A 23,370-nucleotide genomic window follows, 5' to 3' on the forward strand; every position below is an offset into this window, starting at 1 on the left:
GGGCCGCCGCTATCGTGATCTGCACGCCAGTATGGGCGCAATGTTGCCGGCAGCACCGAACAAGAGTCCGCTTAGGGCCAAAAGCTGTCATAACGAACCACGTTGAAGGGTTTCGAGTGTGCAGTTCCAGTCGAGACATTATGCGATTTTCGAAGCACGGACCTGACGATAGAGATTCATATTAATGATTTTCGCCCGTGAGAGATGCGAGAAGTCGATGACCTGAACGGGCACGGGATCGAACCGATCCGGACAGTGAAAACCAGAACAGATCTTGGAGCTCAGAGCTCGCGAACAAGATCTGGATCCAATCCGCGGATCACCCCACCACTAGCGGTCTCTCGAAATGCCGCAATCAAAGCCCTCACACAAGAGCGTACTTGATCACACGTTCACGCAAAAGACTTCTTACAACGGGCGGCAACCACAGAAGAACAATTATTTTCGGAACATCTTCATCGCAACTCCATTTGAGCGAACATGAAAACATTTGTTGGAATGCCCACGTTCTTTCTGATCGTTTCCGTCATCGTCGCTGAAGCCGCAGAGGTCAAACCGGACGCGATCAATTCTGCATCCCTGTCCACCATCCCGGCGGAGCGCGCTTCCAAACCATCAGCGGATCCCGATCCTGCGATCGTCCGCCTCCAGGTTCTCCTCGACCGCGCGGGTACATCGCCGGGCGTAATCGACGGCATTGATGGAACGAACGTTACCAAGGCGGTGGCCAGTTTCGAAAAGATGACGGGGATGCCCCCGGACGGCACAATCGACCCCGAAGTAATCAGCAGGCTGGAGACGGGTGGCCCGATTATCGGCACCTACACGGTCACGGCCGACGACGCGAAAGGCCTGGTGGACCATATTCCCGCAGACTACGGCGCAAAGGCGAAGATGCCCAGCTTGGGTTACACCAGCCTCGCCGAAAAGCTTTCAGAGCGTTTCCACATGCATATCGACCTGCTGACTGCACTTAATCCAAGTTCGGATTTCGTCCCTGGGGAGACAGTCCAGGTAGCGATGCCGGGTCCCCCGCGCCAAGGAAAGGTGGCCCGCATCGAAGCCGACAAGACGGCTGGGCTAGTCACGGCTTACGATAATCGTGATGTCATTCTAGCGGCGTATCCCGCGACGGTTGGCAGCGAGGACAATCCTTCTCCAGGGGGTACGCACAAGGTGAAGGGCGTCGCGCGGATGCCCGTCTTTAGGTACAACCCAAAGGTCAACTTTAAGCAAGGGAAGAACGACAAGGTCCTCACCATCCCCAAGGGCCCCAATGGGCCGGTCGGAAGTGTCTGGATCGATCTAACCGAGCCAACCTACGGCATTCATGGAACGCCTGATCCCGAGCTTATCAACAAAGTCGGGTCGCATGGCTGCGTTCGCCTGACGAACTGGGACGCCGAGGAGCTAGCTGGAATGGTGAAGCCGGGCGTCGTTGTCCGGTTCATCAACTAAAGGTATCGGCCGCCGTGTTCCGATCGAGTTCCACACAAGCCATTATGCGATTTTCATAGTACATATACTCAGAACATCGGCATAGCGGGCAAGCTCAGCGCCGATATCCCAGAGCCCGGGATTGATCTCTCGCCACCGTTCTTTTTCTGCGATTCTAAAGCGGTGGCGTGATGATTTCCATGGAGAGATCGCCCTCAAATTCGTCAAGGGTATTCGCTGTAGCTTTCATGCAGTGTTCCGATTTAGATTGATTTCAAACCGCTAGCGTCAGTCATGGAGTATCCGAATTTTGGGTCAAAGCCATTCCGGTTGACCCTAGTCGAGATTGAGCGGAAGCTGGTTGGCATCGGGTTCCAGCGCTCCATACATTAATAGTGCCTAATCTAAAGTCTCTCGAAATTGGGGAGAAGGGATGGCGAAAGATCGCATCGAACGGCGGCTTGCCGCGATTATGGCCACAGATATCGTCGGATACTCTCGTCTGATTGAGATAGACGAAACGGATACGCTCGGTTCTATCAAACGGCTTCAATCCGCCATATTCAACCCGACAATTTCCTCCCATGGCGGTCGTCTCTTAAAATTGATGGGCGACGGTGCACTCGTGGTGTTCAATTCCGCTGTAGACGCGCCTTGGCGCTCCTTATAGGTCAATTGGAATTCGCGTGTGCAGCGGTCCACACGAACAGGCGCAGTCTTAGGTTTGAGTACAACGCAACAACCGAATGATTCGGTCAGCGAATTGTCATTGGCCGCTCAGTGATCTTATGGCGGCAAACCTGCTATTATTAACGCACGGCCTAGCCCCTGGGCCTTCTCCCGATCGCGATAATACTCACGACTAATGAAGTCCGAGGCGGTGAGATCTGGCTTGCCGCCGACAGCTTCTCGGACCATTCGACTGGCTTCGTCGGCTCGATTAAGTGCCCCAAGCGCAGCTGCCCGATAGAGGCGCGATCGAATGGTCTGAAACGTGAGTTTACCGAGAGATTCGACGGATTCGGCGTAGCGGCCCAGCGCATAGAGGGCCACGCCCCGTTCCTCGACGCACCACACAGGAAGGAATGGGTCTAGCATTTCGGCTTCGTCGAGCAAGGACAACGAACGCTCGGCTTCGCCGACGAAATTATACGTCGCCGCGCATCTTGCCTTGATGTAAGCATCCGTCGGATTTAAGGCCATTGCCTTGACGTGGTGTGCCAGGGCTTCGTCAAAGTTGCCGACCATGAGTTCGAGTACGCCCATAATCCTGTTTGCCTCAGCATCGCAGGGATCAAGCTCGAGCGCGCGACGAATGTCCCGTCGACCTTGCTCGTAGTCGAAATCCGACAACCATGACGCTGCGCAGATTCTCCACGCATAGGCGGCCGCGTAGTTCGGATCGGCCTCGATCGCCTTTGTAAGCCAGCCGACGGCCTGGCGTGCATTCTCGTCGGTGACGCCGCCGAGGCGGTGATGGTCGAGCCCGCGCAGCAGGTAGTCGAAGGCGGTCATGTTTTCTGGCGGCTTTCGCCGCGCCGCAATCATGGCCGCGTTCTCCATCCGTCCTGACACGGTTGCGGCGATCTTCGCAGCGGTCTCGTCAACCAGGGCGAAGATTTCCTCGAACGATCGCTGGATCTTGTCGCTCCAAATCACCGCTCCTTGGTCGGTTTCCGAGAGCATGAAGCTGATCGAGACCCGCTCTCCGATCTTGCGCACCTGTCCCTCAAGCACATATCGAACGCCAAGCACCTCGCCGACTCTCACCGGATCCGGGTGGGAGTCCGCAACCGCGAAACTCGCACTCCGCGAACTGACCGAAAGACGGTGAAACCGCCCCAGTTCGACAATCAGCTCCTCGGTGAGGCCCTCGGCGAGGTAGCGTTGGTTCTCATCGGACCCTGAAACTCGGAACGGGAGCACCGCAACAGATGACGGCCGCCGTTCCTTCGTGATGAGCAGTTGCGTCGGCGCCGATTGCAGCCGATGCGCTCCGATCTCTCCGCGGACCCGATAGAGGTGCACCGACTCTGAAATGTTCTTGAATGTTCGCTCACCAATATCGTCGAATATGAATGCAGAATTACGGCGGACATGATCGAAGAGCGCACCACTCACATAGATCGAGTCTGGTTCGGCTGCTGCCTGAATACGCGATGCGAGGTTGACGCCGTCTCCGACCAGATCATCTCCCTGCACCACGACATCCGCAATATGGAGACCAAACCGCATCCTCAGCGGCTCACTCGCAGGTTCCTGCACACCGGCAAGCGCACTCCGGATCTCGAACGCGCTGCGCACTGCGTTCACGGCGCTTGGGAACTCGGCAAGTGCTCCATCGCCGACTGTCTTGAAAACGCGGCCGTCGAGCAAACCGACTTTTTCCGAAATGAGGGCCTGACAGCTTGCCAAGCGTTCCGCTGTTTGCTCCTCGGCTCGCTCCATCATTCCCGAGTAGCCGACGATGTCGCCGACCATCAGGGCAGCCATTCTGCGCTGCATGGCGAAACTCCTTAACGGCGAGATCAATCTTCCGATTAGATCATCTTGCCCGTAGGCAAGCCCGTTGTCTCAGGCAGTGCAGCAGTGTAGCTCATTGCGAGTCTGCTGCATAGAGATCCGCGCGGTGCGAACATCCGCCTTGAGCCTCCACATCCCGTACGACGAACCCGATGCCGTCGCTACGGTCATGACGGAGGGCAGCGCTACTGGCGCGAGGCATTCGCAGCCGACAGCGGGACTTGGCGACCGACAATCTAGCGATCAGCTTCGATAAAAGAAGCTGGATGTCGCGGGATGCCGTATTATTTAAGCTTTCGACGCACGGTCGAGATAATTCTGCGATATGGCCGTTGGATGCACGCCGGTAACCCCCTTCGCAGTTGCCGACAAATAATCGTAGAAATACCCGAAGATGACCGGCGTTTCTTCCAGAAGCAGGCGCTGGATCTTGCCCGCAGTCTGTTTTTGACTTTCGAGGTCGAGCGCAGCGATGTAGCTTGAGACCAATTGGTCATATTCCGAATTTTTGAATCGTGCCGAATTCCAGGTCCCATCACTCTTCAGCGGCGCCGATAGAAGGACATTGGGAACCCCCCGATGACCATAGGCAGTGATGCCCATCACGGAGTCGAGCCAGTTCGATTTGCCGAAGACGGCATCGCCGTAATAGGCGCCCTGATCAAGAATGCTTAGCTCGAGATCGATCCCGATTTCCTTGACCGCGTTCTGGATAAGGACCGCATATTCCGGAATTTCCAGAAAGCGTTCCGTTGTCAGCGTAACCTTGAAGCCTTTTACGACGCCTGCAGCCTCCATCAACTGGTTGGCCTGTGTCAAGTCCTGCTGCCGCTGCGCAACGCTCGCATCCGTAGACGGGTAGACTGGAGCAAAGGGGCTGTCATTGCCAAGCGACGCGTGCCCGCGCATCAATCCCTTCTGCAGTTTGTTCCGGTCGATGCTGAGCGCAATAGCGCGGCGCACGCGCGGATCCTTGAAGGAATCCGTATCGGTACGCATGTGCACCTGCTGGTGCGCCACCGATTTGAGGCTGATAATTTCGACATTGGGATCGTTGAGCAGGCCCACACCTGCCGAAGCCGGTAGCTGGGTGATGACATCCACCTGCCTGCCCTGAAGCGCCAGGATCATCGGCTGGATATCACCGAAGAAGGTGAACTCCGTCCGATCCGGCAGAGCCTTATCGCCCCAGTAGTCATCGTTCCTGACGAATGAAGCTCCTACTTTCGGCGTATACTTCTCAAGCTTGAATGGTCCGGTCGCATTGAAGTTCTTTTCAAAATCGCCCTTGTAGTCAGCGGGAATGATAATCGCATTGTAATTGTCGGACGATAGCATGTACGGGAAGTTGCCGTTGGGCGCATCGAGATGGAATTCGACTGTATAGTCGTCAATCTTCCGCGTTGCACCCTTCTGCAGATAACCGGTGAAAACGGACAATGCGTTGGACGAATTGGCTGGGTCCGCCAGCCGGTCAATGCTGGCCACCACATCGTCGGCCTTCATCTCGGCGCCACTATGGAACTTAACCCCTTTGCGCAAGGTGAAGGTCCAGACATCACCCTTGTCGTTCGGTTTCCAACTCTGGGCGAGCATCGGCTTCAAAACAAGATCAGGACCATCAAGGCAAAGAAATTCACCGACCTGTTGCAACATCAAAAGACCGCCGGAATCGGCAACGCTGACTGGATCTATCGCCGCGGCGGGCACGCTGTTTGCCACGCGGATGGTTGCGCCCGGAGCGCCCTGCGCGCGGGCCAGGCTGGGCATGCCGCCAACCCCGGCCGCAAAGCCAACGCTTCCGAGGAAGGGCAGCGACAAGCCAAGCAGGCTGCCGTGACGAATAAATTCGCGGCGGCTTACCCTGCCGTCCACGAGACCGTCGATCAGATGGATTTCGAGATCAGTTCTGCCACACCGAAGAATGTCGAGAATCTTGTGGTGCTTCATGGCTTCAGCTCCCTTGTGTTGTGGTTTTTGCCGGACGAAATATTTCACCAGCGCCTTGGTCGCCGTGCTGTCTGTCCGCTCGTAACCGACACGAGCCGTTTCCTCCACTTGTCTTTGACGGCATCTGATCGGTGGTCCAATCTCCCCAAGCGGCTTTCGGCCGCTGGTCTAATATGGATTGGTGGCGAGGCGAGCGCGGATTGCACAGAGCCAACCAAAATAGAGGGGGTTACCCCCTTCCAGCGCTATGATCCTCGTCTTTGCTCATCGCTCGCGCATTACCCCTCCTAACGCGATCCTCCGACTATCGCAGGTTGGCAAGCAGCCTACGAGCCCGCAAAAGGTCGGGCGTGTCAAAGCCCTGCGTAAACCATTCATAGATCGGCGCGAGAACATCAAAAGCCTCCTTGCGTCGGTTATGCTCGGCCCAAAGCCGGGCGAGCGCAGCGCTGGCCCGCAGTTCAAGCATCTTCGCGCCCTGATTGGCGGCGATGTCGATCGCTCGCTTGAAGGCGGCTTCGGCCTCTTCGCGAGCGTCGTCGGAAGGATCGAGCAGCAGCAGTTCGCCGCGCTCGCGTTCGAGTTCGGCATTGCACCAGCTCTCCAGAGTTCTCTCAGCGATCTGAGTCGCTTCGGCTACGATTTTGAACCCGGCGGCACGTCGCCCTGCCTTACGCTGAATGGCGGCAAGCAGGCCCAAGTAGTGCGGCATCCGCAGCCCGGCGCCGGTTTCTGCGAATTCCTTCAGCGCCGCGTCATAGGCCGCGAGCCCTTCCTCAACGGGACCCTGGGCCGTGATAGCCCAGGCCCGCACAAGCGCGCTCCACGCCCCGTAATAATCGAATCGATATTCCAGGCAGAGGCTGCGGGCTTCCTCGGCGATTGTGAGTGCCGCCTCCGGCTCACGTCGGAACTGATGCAGCATCGCAAGGTAAGCGAGCGCGAGCGCGATACTGAAGGGGCGCGCGCCTTCCCGCGCGAGCGCAAGCCCGTCCTCGGCGGTCTGCAGTGCGCAGTCGGGATTGCCAAGATGCCAATCGCAGTGGGCTGTATAGACGCGGCAGAAGGCGCCGATATTGATGCCGTAGACCTCTGAATGGAAATGGCCGTGACAGGCGCCGGCCTCCAAGCTTTGCTGATGCCAATCGCGGGCGGCCTGGAACTTGCCGAGATGGAACGTCAGTGCCCCGGCGAAATGGTAGGCCTCGACGAGAAACGCTGGGTTGTCGGTCCGGTGCGCCAGGTCGACCGCTTCATCGACCAGTTGTGTCGCTTCGTGGAGATTGGCGCGCACGTGATAGACGTATCCAAGCCCTCTTATCGCGGTGAAGAGATCCGCGTCGTTGTTAAGCTCGCGGCTCAACTCCTGAGCCCGTTTATAAACCGCTTCTGCCTCGCGTGCGGCGTACCCCTTCGTGGCCAGGAGCGGGCCGCCGAGCGCCAGTAGGAGGGACAACTCCAACCTTGAACGAGGCTCGGCGGGAGGAAGCGCTGCGAGGCTCGCGAGCCCAGATCGCAGATGCGCGATTGCTTCCACGTTAGCCGAGCGGCCGGCCGCTAGCACGCCGGCCAGCAGCCAGTATCCAACCGCCTTCTCGAAGAGCCCCGCCTCATCGAAATGCAAGGCAACCAGCTCAGGCCGCGCTTCGAGCGTTTGGGGAAAGTCTGTCTCAATCGCGGTGGCGACCTTCGCATGCAACTCCTGGCGACGCTTCCGGAGCAGGCTCTGATAGGCGGCGTCACGCACCAATGCATGCTTGAAGATGTACGTTGTCGCCGGCGGAATGCCACGACGAAAGACGAGCTCCGCGGCGACGAGCCGTTCCAGCGCCGCCGCAAGATCGCCGTCCGGCAGCGGAACTACGGCAGCAAGCAGCTCGTGGTCGAACTCGCGGCCAATGCATGCGCCGATCTGTGCAACCTCCTTTACCGAGGAGAGCCGATCGAGGCGGGCCATCAGCGAGTCATGCAGGGTCACGGGTATCGCCAGCGGCGGGAGTGGCCCATCGAGAACATAGCGGTCGCCTGCGTCCTTGAGCAATCCGGACTCAAGCACAGCCTTGGTCAGTTCCTCCGTGAAAAGCGGTACGCCCTCCGTCCGTGCCAGAATTTGATCGAGCACTTCCGCGGGCAGCGCTTTACCACCAGCCACCCGTTCCACCAGCGAGCGCGCCTGAGCCTCCGCCAGCCGGTTCAATGTGATTAGCGTGACATGCGGAAAGCCGATCCAGGGCGGCGGCAGCTCCGGCCGGAACGTCGCGATGAGGAGCACCGGCAGCCGCTGAAGGCGCTCGACCATCTGGTCGAAGAACTCGCGTGACGTCGGATCGAGCCAGTGCGTGTCCTCCAGCACCACCAGCACCGGACCGCGCACCGCGAGACCCTCAAGCTGTGCGAGAAAGGCCCGGAAGAGAAGCCCTTTCTTTTGCAGAGATGACATCGCCGCAAGCGAATCCCCTGAGCTGATCGGGATGCCAAGCAGATCGGCAAACAGCGCTACCGCATGGGGCTCGGCCGATGTCGTCTCCAGTAGGGATGCAAGTTTATCGAGGCGGGCCTCCCAGGCATCATCCGGCGCGAACCCTGCCGCCCGCTCGATTTGGGTTATGAAGGGGAAGAGCGCGCTGTTGACGTGATGTGGCGAGCAAGCATAGCGGAGCGAAGTCTTGGACTCTCCCCGGAGACGTTCGCGCAGCGCAAGCACCAACCTCGACTTGCCAATGCCGGGCTCGCCTGAAATGAGGGCGACGTGCCCGCTTCCCTCCTTTATCTGCCGCCAGCGCGACAATATAAGATCCAGTTCCTCATCGCGGCCGACGAGCGGAGTGACCCGTGTGCCGTGAAGCGCTTCAAATCGGCTCTCGGCCTTTCCCACGCCGGTCACTCGCCAGGCCCCCACTGGTTCGGCGAAGCCCTTAAGTGAGCACGGTGCTAGTGGGGCGAGCTCGAACAGGCCGCCGACAAGCCGTCGCGTATTGTAGGCGATGACCACTGCGCCAGCCTCGGCCAGTTCCTGCAGCCGGGCTGCAAGGTTGGGCGTCTCGCCGGCTATCCCGCGCTCCTGCGCTTCGCCCACCCCAAGAAGATCGCCCACAACGACAAGGCCAGTGGCAATGCCAACGCGTGCATTGAGGCGGTCGCCGTCGACCTTCAGTTCTGAAATGCCTGCGACGAGGGTGAGCCCCGCGTGCACGGCCCGTTCGGCGTCGTCCTCATGGGCTTGGGGATACCCGAAGTAGATGAGCGCACCATCGCCCATATACTTGGCGACAAAGCCGCCGTATTTGCTGACGAGATCGCCGACCCGCGCATGGTAGACCTGCAGCAGTTCCTGCATATCTTCCGGGTCAAGCCTGGCAGACAGCGCCGTCGAACCGACGAGATCACAAAACATGACCGTGAGCTGTCGCCGCTCGGCTCGATCGGGAGGCTTTTGATCTGCGGCCTCCAGCCGCGCCGCCGTAAGGTCGCCAACCGCGTCAAGAATTTTCCTCCGGTGGCCAACCGCCGAAACGCCGATCTCCTTCAGGTCGGCAGCCGTCAAGCGGGGTAAGACGTCGAGGTCGACCCCGTTGTCGCGAAAAGCCTGCTCGTAGGATTGCAGGCCAAGCGCGCGCAGCCATAGCCCGATGTCCAAGTTACCTCCGTACGGGCTCCTCGATACTTGAACGCCTTCCGCTGCCTTGGCCCGCTGTGCTTATTGGCTGGACGTTCTGGTTCAGACGGAACAGGTTGTCAGGGTCGTATTTGGTCTTGAGCGCCTCCAGCCGCGCATAGTTGCTGCCATAGGCCTGCGCCACCCTGTCCGTCTCATCCTCCGGCATGAAATTGACGTAGACACCCCCCGTCGCGTGCGGGGCGGTCGCCGCAAACAGCCCTCGCGCCCAATCGATGGAGGCTTGCTCGTCACCGCGCTCGCGCCACCTTGTGTGCACGTTCATCACGAACTTGGCCTCGCGATGCGGATAGGCGGTTGCGTCGGCGGCCACACGGCTGCTGGCACCGCCGATCTGGCCGATGAAGATCTCGCATTCCGCGGTCGGCAACGTGCCGACATAATCGATCAGCGTGTCGAACAGGCCATCGCTAAGAGCTGTGAAATTGTGCGACTTCCAGTAGTTGAATGCCCCCGGCGTGAGCAGCGGATCGAATGCCGTCTGCCAGGCCGCGTAGGGCTGCACACCGATCACGTCGGCGATCGGCTCGCCGAGTGCGCGTAGCGGCGCAAGCGCGCCATCCGCTTCACCCGGCTCACCGGCATAGCAGACGGCGAAGACCAGGATGTCCTTGCCGTGCACCTCGGCTGGCAGGAACGGCAAAGGCGGTGCCTTACGCAGTACCACCCAGATGGTAAGATCGTCGGGAGCGGCCGCCGCCACCTCGCGATATCCGGCAAGGAGTTCACGCGCCCGGGCAAACGGATGGACTATCAGCCCCGAGACCAGATCGGGACCGACCGGATGCAATTTGAACTCGAACGACGTCACCACGCCGAAATTGCCGCCACCACCGCGGATAGCCCAGAACAGGTCTGGGTTCTCCGTTGCGCTCGCCTGAACGAGCGCGCCGTCGGCGGTTACCACGTCGGCCGAGATCAGATTGTCCACCGTGAATCCGAATTTGCGGCTGAGCCAACCGAAGCCGCCGCCGAGGGCGAGGCCAGCCACCCCGGTCGTCGAGTTGATACCGAGCGGCGTGGCAAGACCGAACGTTTGCGCCTCTTTGTCGAACTCTCCGAGCGTCACGCCGGGCTCCACCCGTGCGGTGCGCCCCTTCGGATCGACGTGAACGGAGCGCATCAGCGACAGGTCGATCAGAAGGCCGCCCTCGCAGACGGCGTTGCCCGAAATGTTGTGGCCACCGCCGCGCACGGCTAGGAGGAGCCCGTTGTCGTGGGCAAGGCGCACGGCCCGCATCACGTCGCCTGCGCCGCGGCAGCGCACAACGGCGGCCGGCCGCCGGTCGATCATGGCGTTCCAGATTGTCCGCGCCTCATCGTAACCGGCTTCGTCCGGCAGACATAAGCTGCCGCGGAGCTGTGTCTGCAACGCCGTCAGGATGTCGTTTGAAAGGGCGATCTTTCCGCCCTGGAGCCCGCTGAACTGAATTTCGGTCATGGAACCGCCTCCCTGATAGTCCGATGGGTGCGGCGGTTGGAAAGGATACGGTATCGGAGATTGCCGCCGCCCGCGACTTGGGTCCTTCCCCCCATCGATTCCGATGCCTTGCTGCGATGGCCCCCGGAATCTCGTTGATCGTTTTGATGAACTCTACTTTAGCACCGAAAGGGCGTTGAGGCGATTCTTACAAATCATGAAATAAAGCACCTTCGCAATCCGCAAGCCCGCTGTGCCCAAACGCGACTTTCACAATGTTTTACGGGAAGACGGTTGTGATGGGTCGCCGCGCGCCCGTGGCCGCGCAGGGCATGCCCGAGCGTGTGCGGGGCACCATCCGCAAGGCCGCCGCCGAAGAAGTGATCTCGTACCAGATACCCGCATACAAACTGCGTGGCGGCGCCGTGCTCTATTTCGCCGGGTGGAAGATGCACTCCTTCGCTCTACCGCGCTAACGAGCAGCTTGTCGCGGCATTCAAAGACGCCCTTGCCCCTTACGAACTCAACGACAAGGGCACGATCCGTTTCCCGCTCTCTCAGCCCATACCGGTAAAATTGATCGAGCGCATCGCGAAGTTCCGCGCGAAGCAAGTTGCCGTGCACGAGAAGGCAAAGGCTGCCGTGCCTAATAAGGGCTAGGCCCGCACCTGCCCAAGATCGTCGCCGCGCGGCCTGAAAGAATCCTTCCCGGATGTGGCTCCTGGTCCGCTTACCCCGGCTTGAAATTTCAATGAGCGAAATCTGGATACTTTAACACGTTGTTTACGTTAACATTTCTTTCCACGCAGCACTTAACTGCGAGTTAGCTTCATCTTGTCTGACTATAAATTCACAAGTTGAGCGAAGCAGCCGTAGCTTATCCCGGCTGAACAGCGATCGATGCCATAGTGAATCTCTGCCGCCGCCCGGAGGCCCCATTTCCCTGCATTTCCAGACTTTCGTCGCCCCCTGCCTTCCCGATTTCCTATTATCGGCATTTTCAACTGACCGTTTATCCATGACTTCCGATATTGTACAAATGAAAATTGGATTGCTAGCATCCGCGACTGCACCTGCGTCTAAAACCGCCGATCAGGCGAATAACGTGCATCACTGGCTGCCCGGGCGCACAACGCATCCGTCGAACGTCCGGCGTCGTAACGCACAGCCTTTCATGAAAGCGGACAGAAATGATCCCCGCCGCGGTTCGTCGCCCTGGGCGGCATCCTCGGTCAAAATCCGTTCTCCCAGGACAGAAAACTCGGCCTTGTGGATTGAAAATATCCTTCGATTGGTCATTTCGTGGCCACTAGCTGGACATGGGTACCCGTGGCCCTGAATTGTGCCAAGAGCATGGGCCAAACAGAGAACTCGCCCTGGGCCGCCTTGTCTGTTAGCGATCTCAAATAGCCGCCGGCCGAATTGATCTGTTCTGCCCTTTCAAGGATGCAGGCCATGGCGATTGCCGCATTTTCCTGCCCGAGAACATCACAGGCCTCCTCATAGGCGGAGGGGCTGACGCCGAGCATCGAGCGGACAACAACAGCCGCCGCCATTAGATCCGACCAGCTGGCAATGCCTTGTTTTGTGTAGGCAGCAATCTGTGGACAAGCCTGGCGGACAAGGCCGAGCGGAACCGGCTTGCCATCTGGCAGATCCTCAGCCTTCTCTTCCGGCCCCCTGCCCGTTCGGATCGTTGTTATTGGCCTGTCTTTCGGGTCACCTAGCTCAATTGCTTCTGTTTTTTGCCCCAGCTTTGCCCCTTGGCTGTTTCTTAAGCCAGGTTCAAGATCAGTTGTGGATTGGGTATTTGAATTTTGTTTGTGGCGCTCAGAATGAGACTCTTTGGGGTTCATTTTTTGAGAATTAAGCCTATCTGTCAATAGATTGGACACTTCTAACTGGATACATTCCAGCCCATCGACTATCGGTTCCAGATCCTCAGCCGTTGCCTGGCGTGGTACATCGTCGATGACCCCCCTAAACCGGGTGTATTGGGCGCTCCAGTCTATCTCGGGTAGTTCTTCAAACCCAAGCTCGATCAGCTTGACGATATCACGGCGTAGAAGCGTGACGCGTTCCTTCATCAATTTCAACTGTAGCCGTTCGGATCGCACCTGTTCGGCCATAGCGTCGAATTCAGTGGCACGCGAGACCAAGGGAGCTATTGAGAACCCAAAAGCCTCTCCCTCCTCCCCTGCCCTGGTCCTGCGCGCATAGCGCTTGCCGTTAGGGCTATCCTTGCGGAAGATCAGGCCGGTTTCTACCAGCGCGCTTAAATGTCGTCGTAGCGTTGCCGGCGCCATGCCGTGGGCACGAAGCGAGAGCTGCACATTGGATGGGAACACCACCAGGCCGTTCGCCTCGCAGAGTTCCGTCTGCGGATAGAATGTCAAAAGCGCATTGAGCACCACCAGCGCCCGGTCGGATATGCCAATTAACGCCCTCGCCTCGCACAGGCTGCGAAACAGCTTCCATTTGTCGATCGACGCCTGCGGATCGATCTCTTTCGCCTGCACCTGCGTTGCCAGCATGCCAAGCGACAGCGACCGCCGCCCAAAGGGCGTCGTAAACGTATTCCCCGTCTGCATTGTCTTTCACCTTTCTAAAGGCAAAAGAAATCCGCTCGCCAAAAACGACGCCAAAAAGTCTTGACACTGATTCGGGGAAATGCGATTCTCGATCTTGCTAGAGATATGAGAGAAGCCTTCCGAGACAGCGATGTTTAGGTGGGCTTTTTTCTTTTGCGGATTAGTCTCCTGTTTTCCCTGATGTTTCCGATTCCTTGAAGGCTCGATAGAGCTCCTCAAGGTTGTCAGCTATATAGCTACCGAAACGTGAAGCGTTTTTCGCTTTCAAGGCCAGCGTGAATGCCTTGCCGGTATCCCTGATGTCGACACTTACGGACTTGTCCTTGGGCGCCCATGCCTTTTTGGTTGCCTCTGTGGGCTTGGTCACTTGGCGCCTTGATTTACTCAAAAAGTCGAAAAGCAGATTGAACCGACCATCGCCCACTTCCGCTTCGAAAGCCTTTGACACAACAAACGCCGCAGCCTTCTGACTATTGCCTGGAATCTGCATGAGTTTTGATAATTGCCACCAGCGATCGCGCCCAGTCGCTTTTGCGGATCCTATAGCGAGGATGAGTGCTTCCGAAACATGCGAGGACACAGACTGCATCTTGGAGAACGTTGTCGCGTCGAGCGTCAGCGCAGATTTGATCACCGTCTGATCATAACCAAGATCCGCCAAGCGTTTGGCAAACAGTGTCCGTTCGATGAAAGAGAGGTTCGAGCGGGCCGCATTTTCCTGACCCTGCGCAATGACGTGATCCTGGTCGGCCAAAGGCTTGACGACAGCTCGAACCTGCCGCCCCAAGTGCTTGGCGACTTTGACACGGCGATGTCCGAAAACGATCTGATAGCGACCCGATGCTGTCGGGTGAGGCCGCACCAGAACGGGAGAATCCTGCCCCCTCTCCCTGATCGCGACTAGGAGTTCCTGAAAGGCCTCGTCGTCCTGGTCAAGCCGATCAGACACAAAGGAACTGTCTACGACGTCCGGATCAAGTTCGACAACACTGGCCTTGGCGAGTTCCTCGAAGGAGCTCTTGATCGAACGTGAAGCACCGCTAACGACATAAGATAATGCATCGTTCCGCTCCGTCTTCGGCGGAGCAGGGTTCATGACGCTGCTGAAAATGTCCTTACGGGCCATTTATCTGCTCCCGTTTTCCATTAAACAATTGATCTTACGATGAAAAACCGTCGTTTTTACTGCAGTAAAGCAATTTACCATGTCAGCGACCCCATGCCCGGTGCACGAGAGCAGCAATCTCGGAATTGACTGCATCAAGCGATTCAATCGCCCGTTCGTAGGTCGTGCGTGTGAAGCTATTTTTCTCGACCTCATATAGTGTTTGCTTCGTCAAACCGGCATCCGAAACTGCCGTTGATTTCAGCATCGGGTTGGCAAGAATTTCTTCAGCCAGCATTGATTGCATGAAACCAACCATTTGTGCCTGGGGAATGTCTGTCGGCTCGTAACGGGTAATCAGATAGCGGAACCAGTCCAGCTGCACTTTGGCTCCCGCCTGCTTGACGGTCTTGAGAATGCCGCCGAGCATCAGCAGGAACTGTGACATCGACATGAGGTCAAGCATCTGCGGATGAACCGTGATGAGTACCGAAGTCGCAGCCGACATGGCCGTTAGCGTCAGGTAGCCCAATTGTGGCGGGCAATCGACGACGACGACATCATATCGGCTGTCCACTTCCTCGAGCGCTTTGCCGATACGTGTGAAAAACTGCCTGCCTTCGAGCGACGCCCGGTCTTGCATCGCAAGTGGAGTATCATACTCATACTCCTGCAACTCGAGGTTCGCAGGGATTATATCGAGACCGGGGAAATTGGTCGGAAGAATAACATCGGTTATCGGCTTGCGATCTTCGTCATAGCGGATCGACTCGTAAAGCGACAAATTGCGATCAAGTTCCGGCTGGAAACCATGCAACGCCGACAGGGATGCCTGCGGATCAAGGTCAATGGCTAGGACGCGATGCCCAGTCAGCGCCAGGTACTGGGAAAGATGGGCAGCAGTGGTCGTCTTGCCTGATCCTCCCTTGAAGTTAACAACCGCAATAACCTGCAGCTTGTCGCCAGGCTTGCGGTGAGGGACATACTTCTTCACCTCTGTACGGCCGTTGCGGTCAAGATAATGCCGCAGTTCCAACATCTGCTCCGCCGTATAGGAACGGCGGCCAGACGCAGCCTGTGCGGGTACGGGGCCTTTACCTTCCAGATGCAGTCGCTTTAGATTGTTTTGGGTGACACCGAGATAATGAGCCACTTCCGCCATGGAAAAGGAGCGCAATGTCTTCGTCGCGTTCGGCGGAAATTTTTCCATCCGAAGCTGATCCAGCCGGCGTGAAATCTCCGCTCCTTGATCGAGGATCTTGTCATCAAACTCGAATTTGGGCAGAGGTATTGCGATGTTCATTGGAACCGTAACCTCTAATAGCGCTTTTTCAAAGCAAATCTCTTACGAAGCGCTATTAAGCTCCGATTCGTTCCGTCCAGCAAGAATTTTTAGGTTAACAAAGGGTTAACGGGTTTTTCTGTTGTGGAAAGGCAGCCCGGCATCGGCGCTCCCAACCCGAAATACCGTTAATCAGAGCTGGGGCGGGTAATGTAGAGGGTTGTTTTCATTGATGAAACCTCCCCACTTTACTGCAGTAAACTGGGGAGCGTCTGCCGCAGTTGGGGGGAGGGGCGTCGCGGTATTCCTACTTCTGCCCCGTTTCCTTTCGTGTCTTGTCATCTTCGACCAATTCGTACCACATCGCGTTCAACACAGCGAACGCGGCCGCGAAGGGCAGTCCGAGAAGCCAGGCGAAATACCACATGTTCTTGTCCTTTCGTTAGTAAGCGTGACCGCTCTCGTCGTTGATCGCAGCTTCATCAACCTTGCCCCACAGCACGCGGTAGACCCAACTCGTGTAGATGACGATCAGCGGGATGAAGATCGCCGTGACCACCAGCATGATGAAGAGGGTCAAATGGCTCGATGATGAGTCCCAGACAGTGAGGCTCGACCGCGGATCGAGCGAGGAGGGGAGGATGAACGGAAACATCGAGACGCCCACCGTCGAGATAATGCCGAAGATTGACAGCGCGCTTGAAAGGATCGTCCCGATCTCCCGTCTTGCTCTCAGCCCGAGAAATGCGCCGGCCGCTCCAATGAAGCCGCAGATCGGAGCGAGGAGAAGTACTGGATAGCTGCCATAATTGGTAAACCACGCGTCATTTTCTTCCACGACAGTTTTCAAGAGCGGGTTCGACGCACCTATGGGGTCGACAACGCTGGTTATGCGGTAGCCGCCGAACCCAGCCCATACCCAAAGCCCGGCAACGGCAAACAGTGCAATGGTGATCAGAGCTGCAAGACTTCCATATTTTCGGGCACGATCCGCAACAGGTCCCGATGTCTTCAGCACCAGCCATGCACCTCCGTGCATGACGAGCATCGCCACAGAGAGAAGACCACACAGAAGCGCGAACGGGTTCAACAGGCCGAAGAACGAGCCCTCATAAAAGATGCGGAGGTCACTGTTGAAACGGAATGGAACGCCCTGAAGAACATTGCCCATGGCCACGCCAAAGATCAACGCCGGCACAAAGCCGCCAATGAACAATGCGCGATCCCATGCAGCACGCCATGTATCGCTGTCCCGCTTGGAGCGGAATTTGAAACCGACAGGGCGAAGGATCAGGGATGCCAGAATGATGAACATGGCAAGGTAAAACCCGGAGAACGACACCGCGTAGAGCGGCGGCCAAGCTGCAAAAATAGCGCCGCCACCAACAATGAGCCAGACTTGATTACCTTCCCAGATCGGACCGATCGTATTGATAACGATGCGCCGCTCCATATCGGTTTTTGCGACGAACGGCAGCAGCGTCCCGGTCCCCAGATCGAAACCGTCGGTAACGGCAAAACCAATCAGGAGGACGCCGATCAGCAGCCACCAGATCACACGCAAGGTTTCATAATCGATTAATTGATGCAGGATCATGATTGCTTACTCCGCTGGAACGATGTGAGGGGAAATCAAAGTTGCCTCCGGCTCGATATCGGCTTCCGGTCCCTTGGCGATTGCCTTGAACATCAGATCCATCTCGATGATGAAAAGCGTGGTGTAGATAGCCACAAACCCGACGATGGTTATGAGCAGGGAGGCCGCTCCGAGATTGGAAACCGCCGCCGCCGTAGGCAATATGCCTTCGATAGTCCACGGCTGGCGGCCTGTTTCGGCGACGACCCATCCGAGTTCTGCTGCTATCCACGGGAGAGGGATAGCAAACACTGCAACACGTAGCAGGAAGGGATAGGCGTCGATCTTCCGCCGCACCGAGAGAATGAAGAACGTGGCCGTCAACAGGATGAAGAAAATACCCAGCCCCACCATGATGCGGAATGCCCAGAACAATGTTGGCACGCTTGGCACAGTATCCCACGCAGCCTTCTCGATCTGTTCATCCGTTGCCTGGCGCGGGTCGTCTACATAACGCTTCAGCAGCAGTGCATAGCCCAGGTCGGCACCATTTGCTTCAAAGGCGTCGCGCACCTCCTGGCCGACAGCGGTGCTGCTGCCTGCTTCGCGGATGCGCTGGAGGGCATCGTAGGCAAGCAATCCGCTGCGAATATTCGTCTTGGCGCGATCCACCAATTCTTTGATGCCGGGAATTTCGGTGGTCAGAGACCGCGTACCGATCAAACCCATGACCCAGGGCACGCGCACGGCGTAGTGGGTCTCACGCGCGGCGGTGTCGGGAAATCCAAAGACGGTGAAGGCCGCTGGCGCCGGCTCCGTTTCCCACATGGCCTCAATCGCCGCGAGCTTCATCTTCTGGTGTTCGCCGGAGAGGTAGCCGCTCTCATCACCGAGGACTACAACCGAGAGGGCAGAGGCAAGGCCAAACGAGGCCGCAACGGTCATCGAGCGCTTGGCGATCTCGATGTGCCTGCCTTTGAGGGCGTACCAGGCCGAGACGCCAAGGACAAAGATCGATGCCGTGACGTAACCCGCAGAAACCGTATGGACAAACTTCGCCTGAGCGACAGGATTGAACAAAACTTCATAGAAATCAACGACTTCCATGCGCATCGTCTGCGGATTGAAGGCGGACCCCACCGGGTTTTGCATCCAGCCATTGGCGATAAGGATCCACAGCGCCGAGAAATTGGATCCCGCCGCCACCGCCCATGTCGCCGCCAAGTGTCCGACCTTCGAAAGCTTGTCCCAACCGAAGAAGAACAGCCCGACAAACGTCGCTTCAAGGAAGAAAGCCATCAGGCCTTCGATCGCCAGCGGGGCACCAAAAATATCGCCGACATAGTGGCTGTAATAGCTCCAGTTCATGCCGAACTGAAATTCCATGACAATGCCGGTGGCGACGCCAAGGGCAAAATTTATGCCGAACAGCGTGCCCCAGAATTTGGTCATCTGCCGCCAGATCACCCGCCCGGTCATCACATAGACCGTCTCCATGATCGCAAGGAGAATCGAAAGGCCCAGCGTCAATGGCACGAAGAGAAAATGATAGAGAGCTGTGATCGCGAATTGCAGGCGCGACAGCGCCACGATATCGAGTTCCATTGCTTTTTGCCGGGTCGCCCCGGCCCCCTGTTAGCGGCATCCAAATCGAGTGAATGCCGAATGAAGTACCTGTCCTCAGTCCGGTCGCAGCGCGGCAAGGGCAGCGGCGAAATCCTGTTCTCCACGTCGCGGTGCGCCGATAATGCGCCCACGTTCCAGGATGAGCAGCCGGTCGGCGATCATCGCCTCCCGTCTGATATGTGTGGCGATGACGACAGATTTTCCCTGCATCTGCCCAGTAAGACGTTGCAACACATCGCGTGCAGTGTCTCCATCGAGCCCTTCAGTCGGTTCATCGAGAAGCCAAAGCGGCGTATCGCGCAGCAAAAGCCGCGCCAGTGCCAGCCGCCGCGCCTGGCCGCCAGAAAGACCGAGGCCACCTTCACCCAACATCGTGTCGAGACCCGTGGGTAGCGTTCGAACGAAGTCTGCAAGCCCTGCCGCAGTCAGCACATGGAGAAGGCGGGCGTCATTTGCACTTGGATCCGCAAGCCGGAGATTGTCGCGCAAGCTGTCCTGAAACAGTTCCGTTTTCTGAGTGAGCAGGGCAACAGGAAGGCTCGCTGCATGGCCAGCCTCCGCCGCAATTTCTTGTGCAATGAGTGCCAAAATCGTTGATTTGCCGGCACCGCTGGCGCCAATCAGTGCCAGGCGCTCGCCTTGGACAAGAGACAACGACAGACTCTCGAGCGAGGGGAGGGGGGCACCGGCATGTCTGATCGTCACGTCTATGAGTTGGACCGCCAGCCCAGCCCGCGGCGAGACTCTTGCTGCTGGAGGCGCGGCAGGTGTAAGGCTGGGTCCAATGCGCCCGGCCGCAAGAATTGTGCGCCCAAGCTCCATGGCGCCCCGACGTAGCCCTGCAAAAGGCTCCAACGCGGCCAACGCGATGAAGAGCCCCAGAGCAGCAACAGGTCCACCTATCACACCTGCATTAGCCAAGGCGGCAACAGCATAAAGTGTGCCCCCGAGCAAGATAGCCGAGGCCGCGCCAAAACCGGCATTGACGGCGGTTTCAATCCAGTTCAGTGCGTCGTCCACCCGCGCCAGTCGGCGATCTGCCGCTTTTACCACATTGCGCTGCGCGGCAAGCCGCCCGGTCATCGCCAGATCGGTCTGTCCGGCCACGAGGTCGATCGTATGTGAACGGAGCATTTCGAGCGCATGGGAGCGGCGGCGGGAAGGAGCCTTGGCATAGCGAGCCGCAACAAGCGGTATGCCCAATCCCGCCAACAGAAGCCAGGACCCCACGCCAAACCCCAATAGCGGGTGCATCAGCCCAAGCGCAGCAGCAACGGCCAGCGCCGTGCAAAGCGCAACTGCGGCAGGGACCAAAACACGCAGGTAAAGCGAGTCGAGGGCATCTATATCGGCTGTCAGGCGGAACAGCAGTTTTGCGGGTCGCCTCAGAAGGATTCTTGCGGCCTCCGGCCGCGCCCAGCCCCGGAAAAGTTGTTCGCGCAGACCCGCGAGCACGCTCAGGGTCGCATCATGGGTCGTCAATCGTTCGCCGTAGCGAGCAGCTGTGCGGGTTAAAGCCAGAAAACGTATGGCCGCAGCCGGCGCGAAGACATCGAAGGCAAGCGCCAATGCAGACGAGAGCCCGGCGATAGCAGTTGCTGTGATAAACCAGCCAGACAATCCAAGGAGGGCAATACTTGCCAGGACTGTTGCTGCAGCCAGCAGGGCGCCGCTTAAAAGCGCGAAGCGACGTTCGGCAAGGAACAATGCTACAATGGGGCGTAATGCTCGCCACAGGGCCATTATACTGCCTCCAGTGACGTTTCCGCCGCCAGAATGATTATCCTGTTCATACGGCTCGCGAGCACAGGGTCGTGTGTCGCGACGATCAACGTCTTCCCGGCGGACAGAGCAAGAAGACTTTCCGTGATCGCATTAGCCGTCACCGTGTCGAGGTGAGCAGTGGGCTCGTCGGCAAGTATCAGCCCCTTACCCGGATCGACTGCAGCACGAGCCAATGCAAGCCGTAATATTTCGCCGCCCGACAGGCCGGTACCGCCTTCACCAAGCTGCGACCTGCCGCGGGCATTCGCAACGTCCTGAAGTGCAGCAACACGGAGTGCAACGTCGATATCCTTCTCGACGAACTCCGGCCGCCCTAAAACTATATTGTCAGATACTGAGCCGGCAAATATGTGCGGCTTCTGGCCGATCCACGCCATCTGCGCGCGCAATTCGCCTGCAGTTGCGGCAGTAAGCGGCATCCCACTTATTGCGATTCGCCCAACCTCATGTGGCGCTAGGCCCGCAATCAAAGCGAGAAGGGTGGATTTGCCCGAACCGCTAGGGCCGAGCAAAGCAACATGCTCGCCGGGTAAGATGTGGAGGTCGATATTGTTAAACACTTGCGCCGCATTGCCTGCATGGCGAAATGACAACGCCTCAACGCGAACCTCAGGAATTCCGGTTCTTAGGCAACGACGATTGCGGCTTTCATCTTTCTTCGCGCCAAGCATGGTAACACCGTTATTTGACAGCTGATCAAGCGCATCAAACGCCGCCTCGCCTGCAGCCCGGTCGTGCCAAACAGCGGAGAGCTCACGCAGCGGTTCAAAGAAAGCCGGAGCGAGCAAGAGAATGAACAGGCCTTCACTCAGGCTCAGCCGCTCGCCCCAGGCTCCAAAATTGAGCTGGCCAAGGAGATGAAAGCCAACATAGACGGCAACCATGGCCACACCGAGGGCAGCGAAGAGTTCCAGAACCGCGGACGAGAGAAATGCGATACGAAGTACAGCCATCGTACGAAGCCGCAATAATTCGGCATTAGACCTCAGCCGCCGCGCCGTTGTCTCAACAGCTTCGAAGGAACGAATGGTGGCAAGCCCGCGCAGACGATCGAGAAGAAATGCGTTCATGCTGCCCATCTCGACCAACTGGCTTTCGCTCGCCGCCTTGGCGCGCCAGCCAATGAGCGCCATGAAAATCGGAATGAGTGGAGCAGAAATGAAAAGGACAAATGCAGCGACCCAGGAAAACGGCAGAACGCAGAGGAGGATGGCAATCGGCACAAGCGTCGCCTTCAGCTGTATTGGCCTGAAGCGTGCAAGGTAGGGCAATACCGCTTCCGCCTGTTCTCCCAGAACGCTCGCCGCGAGGCCGGAGGCTGGGCGCCCAATATCCAATGGCGAACGATGGACAAGCGCTGCAATCGCGCCTTCCCGCTGCTGCGACAACACATTGCGGGCGGCAACAAATGCACTGCGCGTGCCAGCCGCATCAAGCAGAGCACGGAAGATGCCGATTGCGACCACAGCAATGGACATCCAGAGGATGGGCGTCAAGCCGTTGCCGACAACAATCTCTCCGACGGCCACAGCGAGCAATCCTGCCTGCGGCAGCCACAAGAGTGCGGCGAGCAGTTGAAAGACGGACGCTTTTTTGTTGGTACCGAGTTTTCGTGATTTGGCGACAGTGCCGAGTGCGGCGTTGTTCGACCGTGAGTTGGAGGCACTTTCCCGTGTAGGACCCTGCTCGCCCACAAAGTCCACCTCGGTGCGTAGCGCCAATGAGGTTGCGTCTGCTGCGGGTCCCATGCCATCAACCCTTTTCGGTAGAGCGCTTCGACCTGCCGAGGGAAACGATCTTGTCCTTCGCCTCAAGCAGTTTCGTGACTTTCGCGCCCAGCGTCAACAGCGTTGCCAATCGATCGGTTTCCAGCTGTTTGACGTCTTCATACCAGATAGTAAGGCGCTCAATGAGCCCATGCATCTCGCTCATGCGTTCCTGTGCATGGCGTTCGGCATCACTGGCCGGTTGTTGCATCAGAATTTCGCGCAAAACCGAGAGTGTCGGATCAACTTCCCGCTTCTTCCGCTCTTCCGCGAGCGTACGCAATATCTGCCAGACATCATCCGGTGTCGTGAAAAAATCACGGCGATCATCAGGGAGGTGTTTGAGCAGGACAAGATTCCATGCCTGTAGCTCACGCAAGCTCATCGAAACATTGGAGCGGGAGATGCCCAACGCTTCGACAATTTGATCAGCATTAAGCGGTTCAGGTGAGACATACAGCAAGGCATAGATCTGCCCGACAGTGCGGTTGATCCCCCATCGGCTGCCCATTTCACCGAAGTGCAAGACAAAGGATTGAACGAGAGGCGGAAGGTTCATCAGCTTATTCCGTTACAACTGTAATTTCAGTAATTACTGAAACTACGATACTTAATAAACCGTGAATGTGCAAG

The 23,370-nt window shown here is 57.8% G+C and carries 16 protein-coding genes; 3 read left to right on the top strand and 13 right to left on the bottom strand.

Features of this window, described 5'->3' with window-relative positions; translation table 11 throughout:
• The first annotated feature begins 480 nt into the window (after positions 1-480).
• Both BLM14_RS23495 and BLM14_RS23500 read left to right on the top strand, forming a co-directional pair.
• Positions 481-1,458 carry a L,D-transpeptidase family protein gene (locus BLM14_RS23495; RefSeq protein ID WP_100002291.1) on the top strand — a complete coding sequence of 326 codons (978 nt, stop codon included), beginning with the start codon at positions 481-483 and terminating at the stop codon, positions 1,456-1,458.
• A gap of 412 nt (positions 1,459-1,870) precedes the next feature.
• Complete coding sequence (locus BLM14_RS23500; protein WP_100002292.1) at positions 1,871-2,107, top strand: adenylate/guanylate cyclase domain-containing protein; 237 nt, start codon at positions 1,871-1,873, stop codon at positions 2,105-2,107.
• A 116-nt stretch (positions 2,108-2,223) separates the two neighbouring features.
• Here the strand turns inward: BLM14_RS23500 and BLM14_RS23505 are convergent, their stop codons facing one another.
• From BLM14_RS23505 to BLM14_RS23520, 4 genes are all read right to left on the bottom strand, one after another.
• Positions 2,224-3,942: an adenylate/guanylate cyclase domain-containing protein gene (locus tag BLM14_RS23505; RefSeq protein ID WP_100002293.1), complete on the bottom strand. Its 1,719-nt coding sequence runs from the start codon at positions 3,940-3,942 to the stop codon at positions 2,224-2,226.
• Positions 3,943-4,248: 306 nt separating this feature from the next.
• On the bottom strand, positions 4,249-5,910 hold the full coding sequence (locus BLM14_RS23510; RefSeq protein WP_100002893.1) for an ABC transporter substrate-binding protein: 1,662 nt from the start codon (positions 5,908-5,910) through the stop codon (positions 4,249-4,251).
• 304 nt (positions 5,911-6,214) lie between these two features.
• Positions 6,215-9,547 carry an AAA family ATPase gene (locus BLM14_RS23515; RefSeq protein WP_100002294.1) on the bottom strand — a complete coding sequence of 1,111 codons (3,333 nt, stop codon included), beginning with the start codon at positions 9,545-9,547 and terminating at the stop codon, positions 6,215-6,217.
• A 1-nt stretch (position 9,548) separates the two neighbouring features.
• The gene (locus tag BLM14_RS23520) at positions 9,549-11,027 is read right to left on the bottom strand and encodes an FAD-binding oxidoreductase (protein ID WP_100002295.1); all 1,479 of its coding nucleotides are present in this window, start codon (positions 11,025-11,027) and stop codon (positions 9,549-9,551) included.
• A 278-nt stretch (positions 11,028-11,305) separates the two neighbouring features.
• Between BLM14_RS23520 and BLM14_RS31290 the strand changes: the two genes are divergently transcribed.
• On the top strand, positions 11,306-11,482 hold the full coding sequence (locus BLM14_RS31290) for a hypothetical protein (protein WP_157929592.1): 177 nt from the start codon (positions 11,306-11,308) through the stop codon (positions 11,480-11,482).
• 819 nt (positions 11,483-12,301) lie between these two features.
• Here the strand turns inward: BLM14_RS31290 and repC are convergent.
• From repC to BLM14_RS23565, 9 genes are all read right to left on the bottom strand, one after another.
• Positions 12,302-13,597: a plasmid replication protein RepC gene (repC, locus tag BLM14_RS23525; protein ID WP_100002296.1), complete on the bottom strand. Its 1,296-nt coding sequence runs from the start codon at positions 13,595-13,597 to the stop codon at positions 12,302-12,304.
• 160 nt (positions 13,598-13,757) lie between these two features.
• Positions 13,758-14,723, bottom strand: a complete 966-nt coding sequence (repB, locus tag BLM14_RS23530) for a plasmid partitioning protein RepB (protein WP_100002297.1) — start codon at positions 14,721-14,723, stop codon at positions 13,758-13,760.
• An 82-nt stretch (positions 14,724-14,805) separates the two neighbouring features.
• Entirely contained in the window at positions 14,806-16,005 is a 1,200-nt protein-coding gene (repA, locus tag BLM14_RS23535) for a plasmid partitioning protein RepA (RefSeq protein ID WP_100002298.1), read from the bottom strand.
• 286 nt (positions 16,006-16,291) lie between these two features.
• A complete protein-coding gene (cydX, locus tag BLM14_RS23540; RefSeq protein WP_100002299.1) occupies positions 16,292-16,411 on the bottom strand; it encodes a cytochrome bd-I oxidase subunit CydX in 120 nt (39 codons plus the stop codon).
• A 15-nt stretch (positions 16,412-16,426) separates the two neighbouring features.
• Positions 16,427-17,581: a cytochrome d ubiquinol oxidase subunit II gene (gene cydB, locus BLM14_RS23545; protein WP_100002300.1), complete on the bottom strand. Its 1,155-nt coding sequence runs from the start codon at positions 17,579-17,581 to the stop codon at positions 16,427-16,429.
• A gap of 6 nt (positions 17,582-17,587) precedes the next feature.
• The gene (locus tag BLM14_RS23550; protein ID WP_100002301.1) at positions 17,588-19,165 is read right to left on the bottom strand and encodes a cytochrome ubiquinol oxidase subunit I; all 1,578 of its coding nucleotides are present in this window, start codon (positions 19,163-19,165) and stop codon (positions 17,588-17,590) included.
• 75 nt (positions 19,166-19,240) lie between these two features.
• Positions 19,241-20,929, bottom strand: coding sequence for an amino acid ABC transporter ATP-binding/permease protein (locus BLM14_RS23555; RefSeq protein ID WP_100002302.1), 1,689 nt, complete (start codon positions 20,927-20,929; stop codon positions 19,241-19,243).
• Entirely contained in the window at positions 20,929-22,719 is a 1,791-nt protein-coding gene (cydD, locus tag BLM14_RS23560) for a thiol reductant ABC exporter subunit CydD (RefSeq protein WP_100002303.1), read from the bottom strand. Before cydD ends, BLM14_RS23555 begins: the two co-directional genes overlap by 1 nt.
• Positions 22,720-22,723: 4 nt before the next feature.
• On the bottom strand, positions 22,724-23,296 hold the full coding sequence (locus BLM14_RS23565) for a GbsR/MarR family transcriptional regulator (RefSeq protein ID WP_100002304.1): 573 nt from the start codon (positions 23,294-23,296) through the stop codon (positions 22,724-22,726).
• Positions 23,297-23,370: the final 74 nt, after the last annotated feature.

It is taken from the genome of Phyllobacterium zundukense (assembly GCF_002764115.1).
In the GTDB taxonomy this organism is placed as follows: Bacteria; Pseudomonadota; Alphaproteobacteria; order Rhizobiales; family Rhizobiaceae; genus Phyllobacterium; species Phyllobacterium zundukense.

Bases quoted from the DNA above. Each gene is read 5' to 3' on its own strand.
- BLM14_RS23495 (WP_100002291.1), top strand. From the start codon at position 481: ATGAAAACATTTGTTGGAATGCCCACGTTCTTTCTGATCGTTTCCGTC.
- cydX (WP_100002299.1), bottom strand. From the start codon at position 16,411: ATGTGGTATTTCGCCTGGCTTCTCGGACTGCCCTTCGCGGCCGCGTTC.
- repC (WP_100002296.1), bottom strand. From the start codon at position 13,597: ATGCAGACGGGGAATACGTTTACGACGCCCTTTGGGCGGCGGTCGCTG.
- BLM14_RS23520 (WP_100002295.1), bottom strand. From the start codon at position 11,027: ATGACCGAAATTCAGTTCAGCGGGCTCCAGGGCGGAAAGATCGCCCTT.
- repB (WP_100002297.1), bottom strand. From the start codon at position 14,723: ATGGCCCGTAAGGACATTTTCAGCAGCGTCATGAACCCTGCTCCGCCG.
- BLM14_RS23505 (WP_100002293.1), bottom strand. From the start codon at position 3,942: ATGCAGCGCAGAATGGCTGCCCTGATGGTCGGCGACATCGTCGGCTAC.
- cydB (WP_100002300.1), bottom strand. From the start codon at position 17,581: ATGATCCTGCATCAATTAATCGATTATGAAACCTTGCGTGTGATCTGG.
- repA (WP_100002298.1), bottom strand. From the start codon at position 16,005: ATGAACATCGCAATACCTCTGCCCAAATTCGAGTTTGATGACAAGATC.
- BLM14_RS23500 (WP_100002292.1), top strand. From the start codon at position 1,871: ATGGCGAAAGATCGCATCGAACGGCGGCTTGCCGCGATTATGGCCACA.
- BLM14_RS31290 (WP_157929592.1), top strand. From the start codon at position 11,306: ATGGGTCGCCGCGCGCCCGTGGCCGCGCAGGGCATGCCCGAGCGTGTG.
- BLM14_RS23550 (WP_100002301.1), bottom strand. From the start codon at position 19,165: ATGGAACTCGATATCGTGGCGCTGTCGCGCCTGCAATTCGCGATCACA.
- BLM14_RS23565 (WP_100002304.1), bottom strand. From the start codon at position 23,296: ATGAACCTTCCGCCTCTCGTTCAATCCTTTGTCTTGCACTTCGGTGAA.
- cydD (WP_100002303.1), bottom strand. From the start codon at position 22,719: ATGGGACCCGCAGCAGACGCAACCTCATTGGCGCTACGCACCGAGGTG.
- BLM14_RS23510 (WP_100002893.1), bottom strand. From the start codon at position 5,910: ATGAAGCACCACAAGATTCTCGACATTCTTCGGTGTGGCAGAACTGAT.
- BLM14_RS23555 (WP_100002302.1), bottom strand. From the start codon at position 20,929: ATGGCCCTGTGGCGAGCATTACGCCCCATTGTAGCATTGTTCCTTGCC.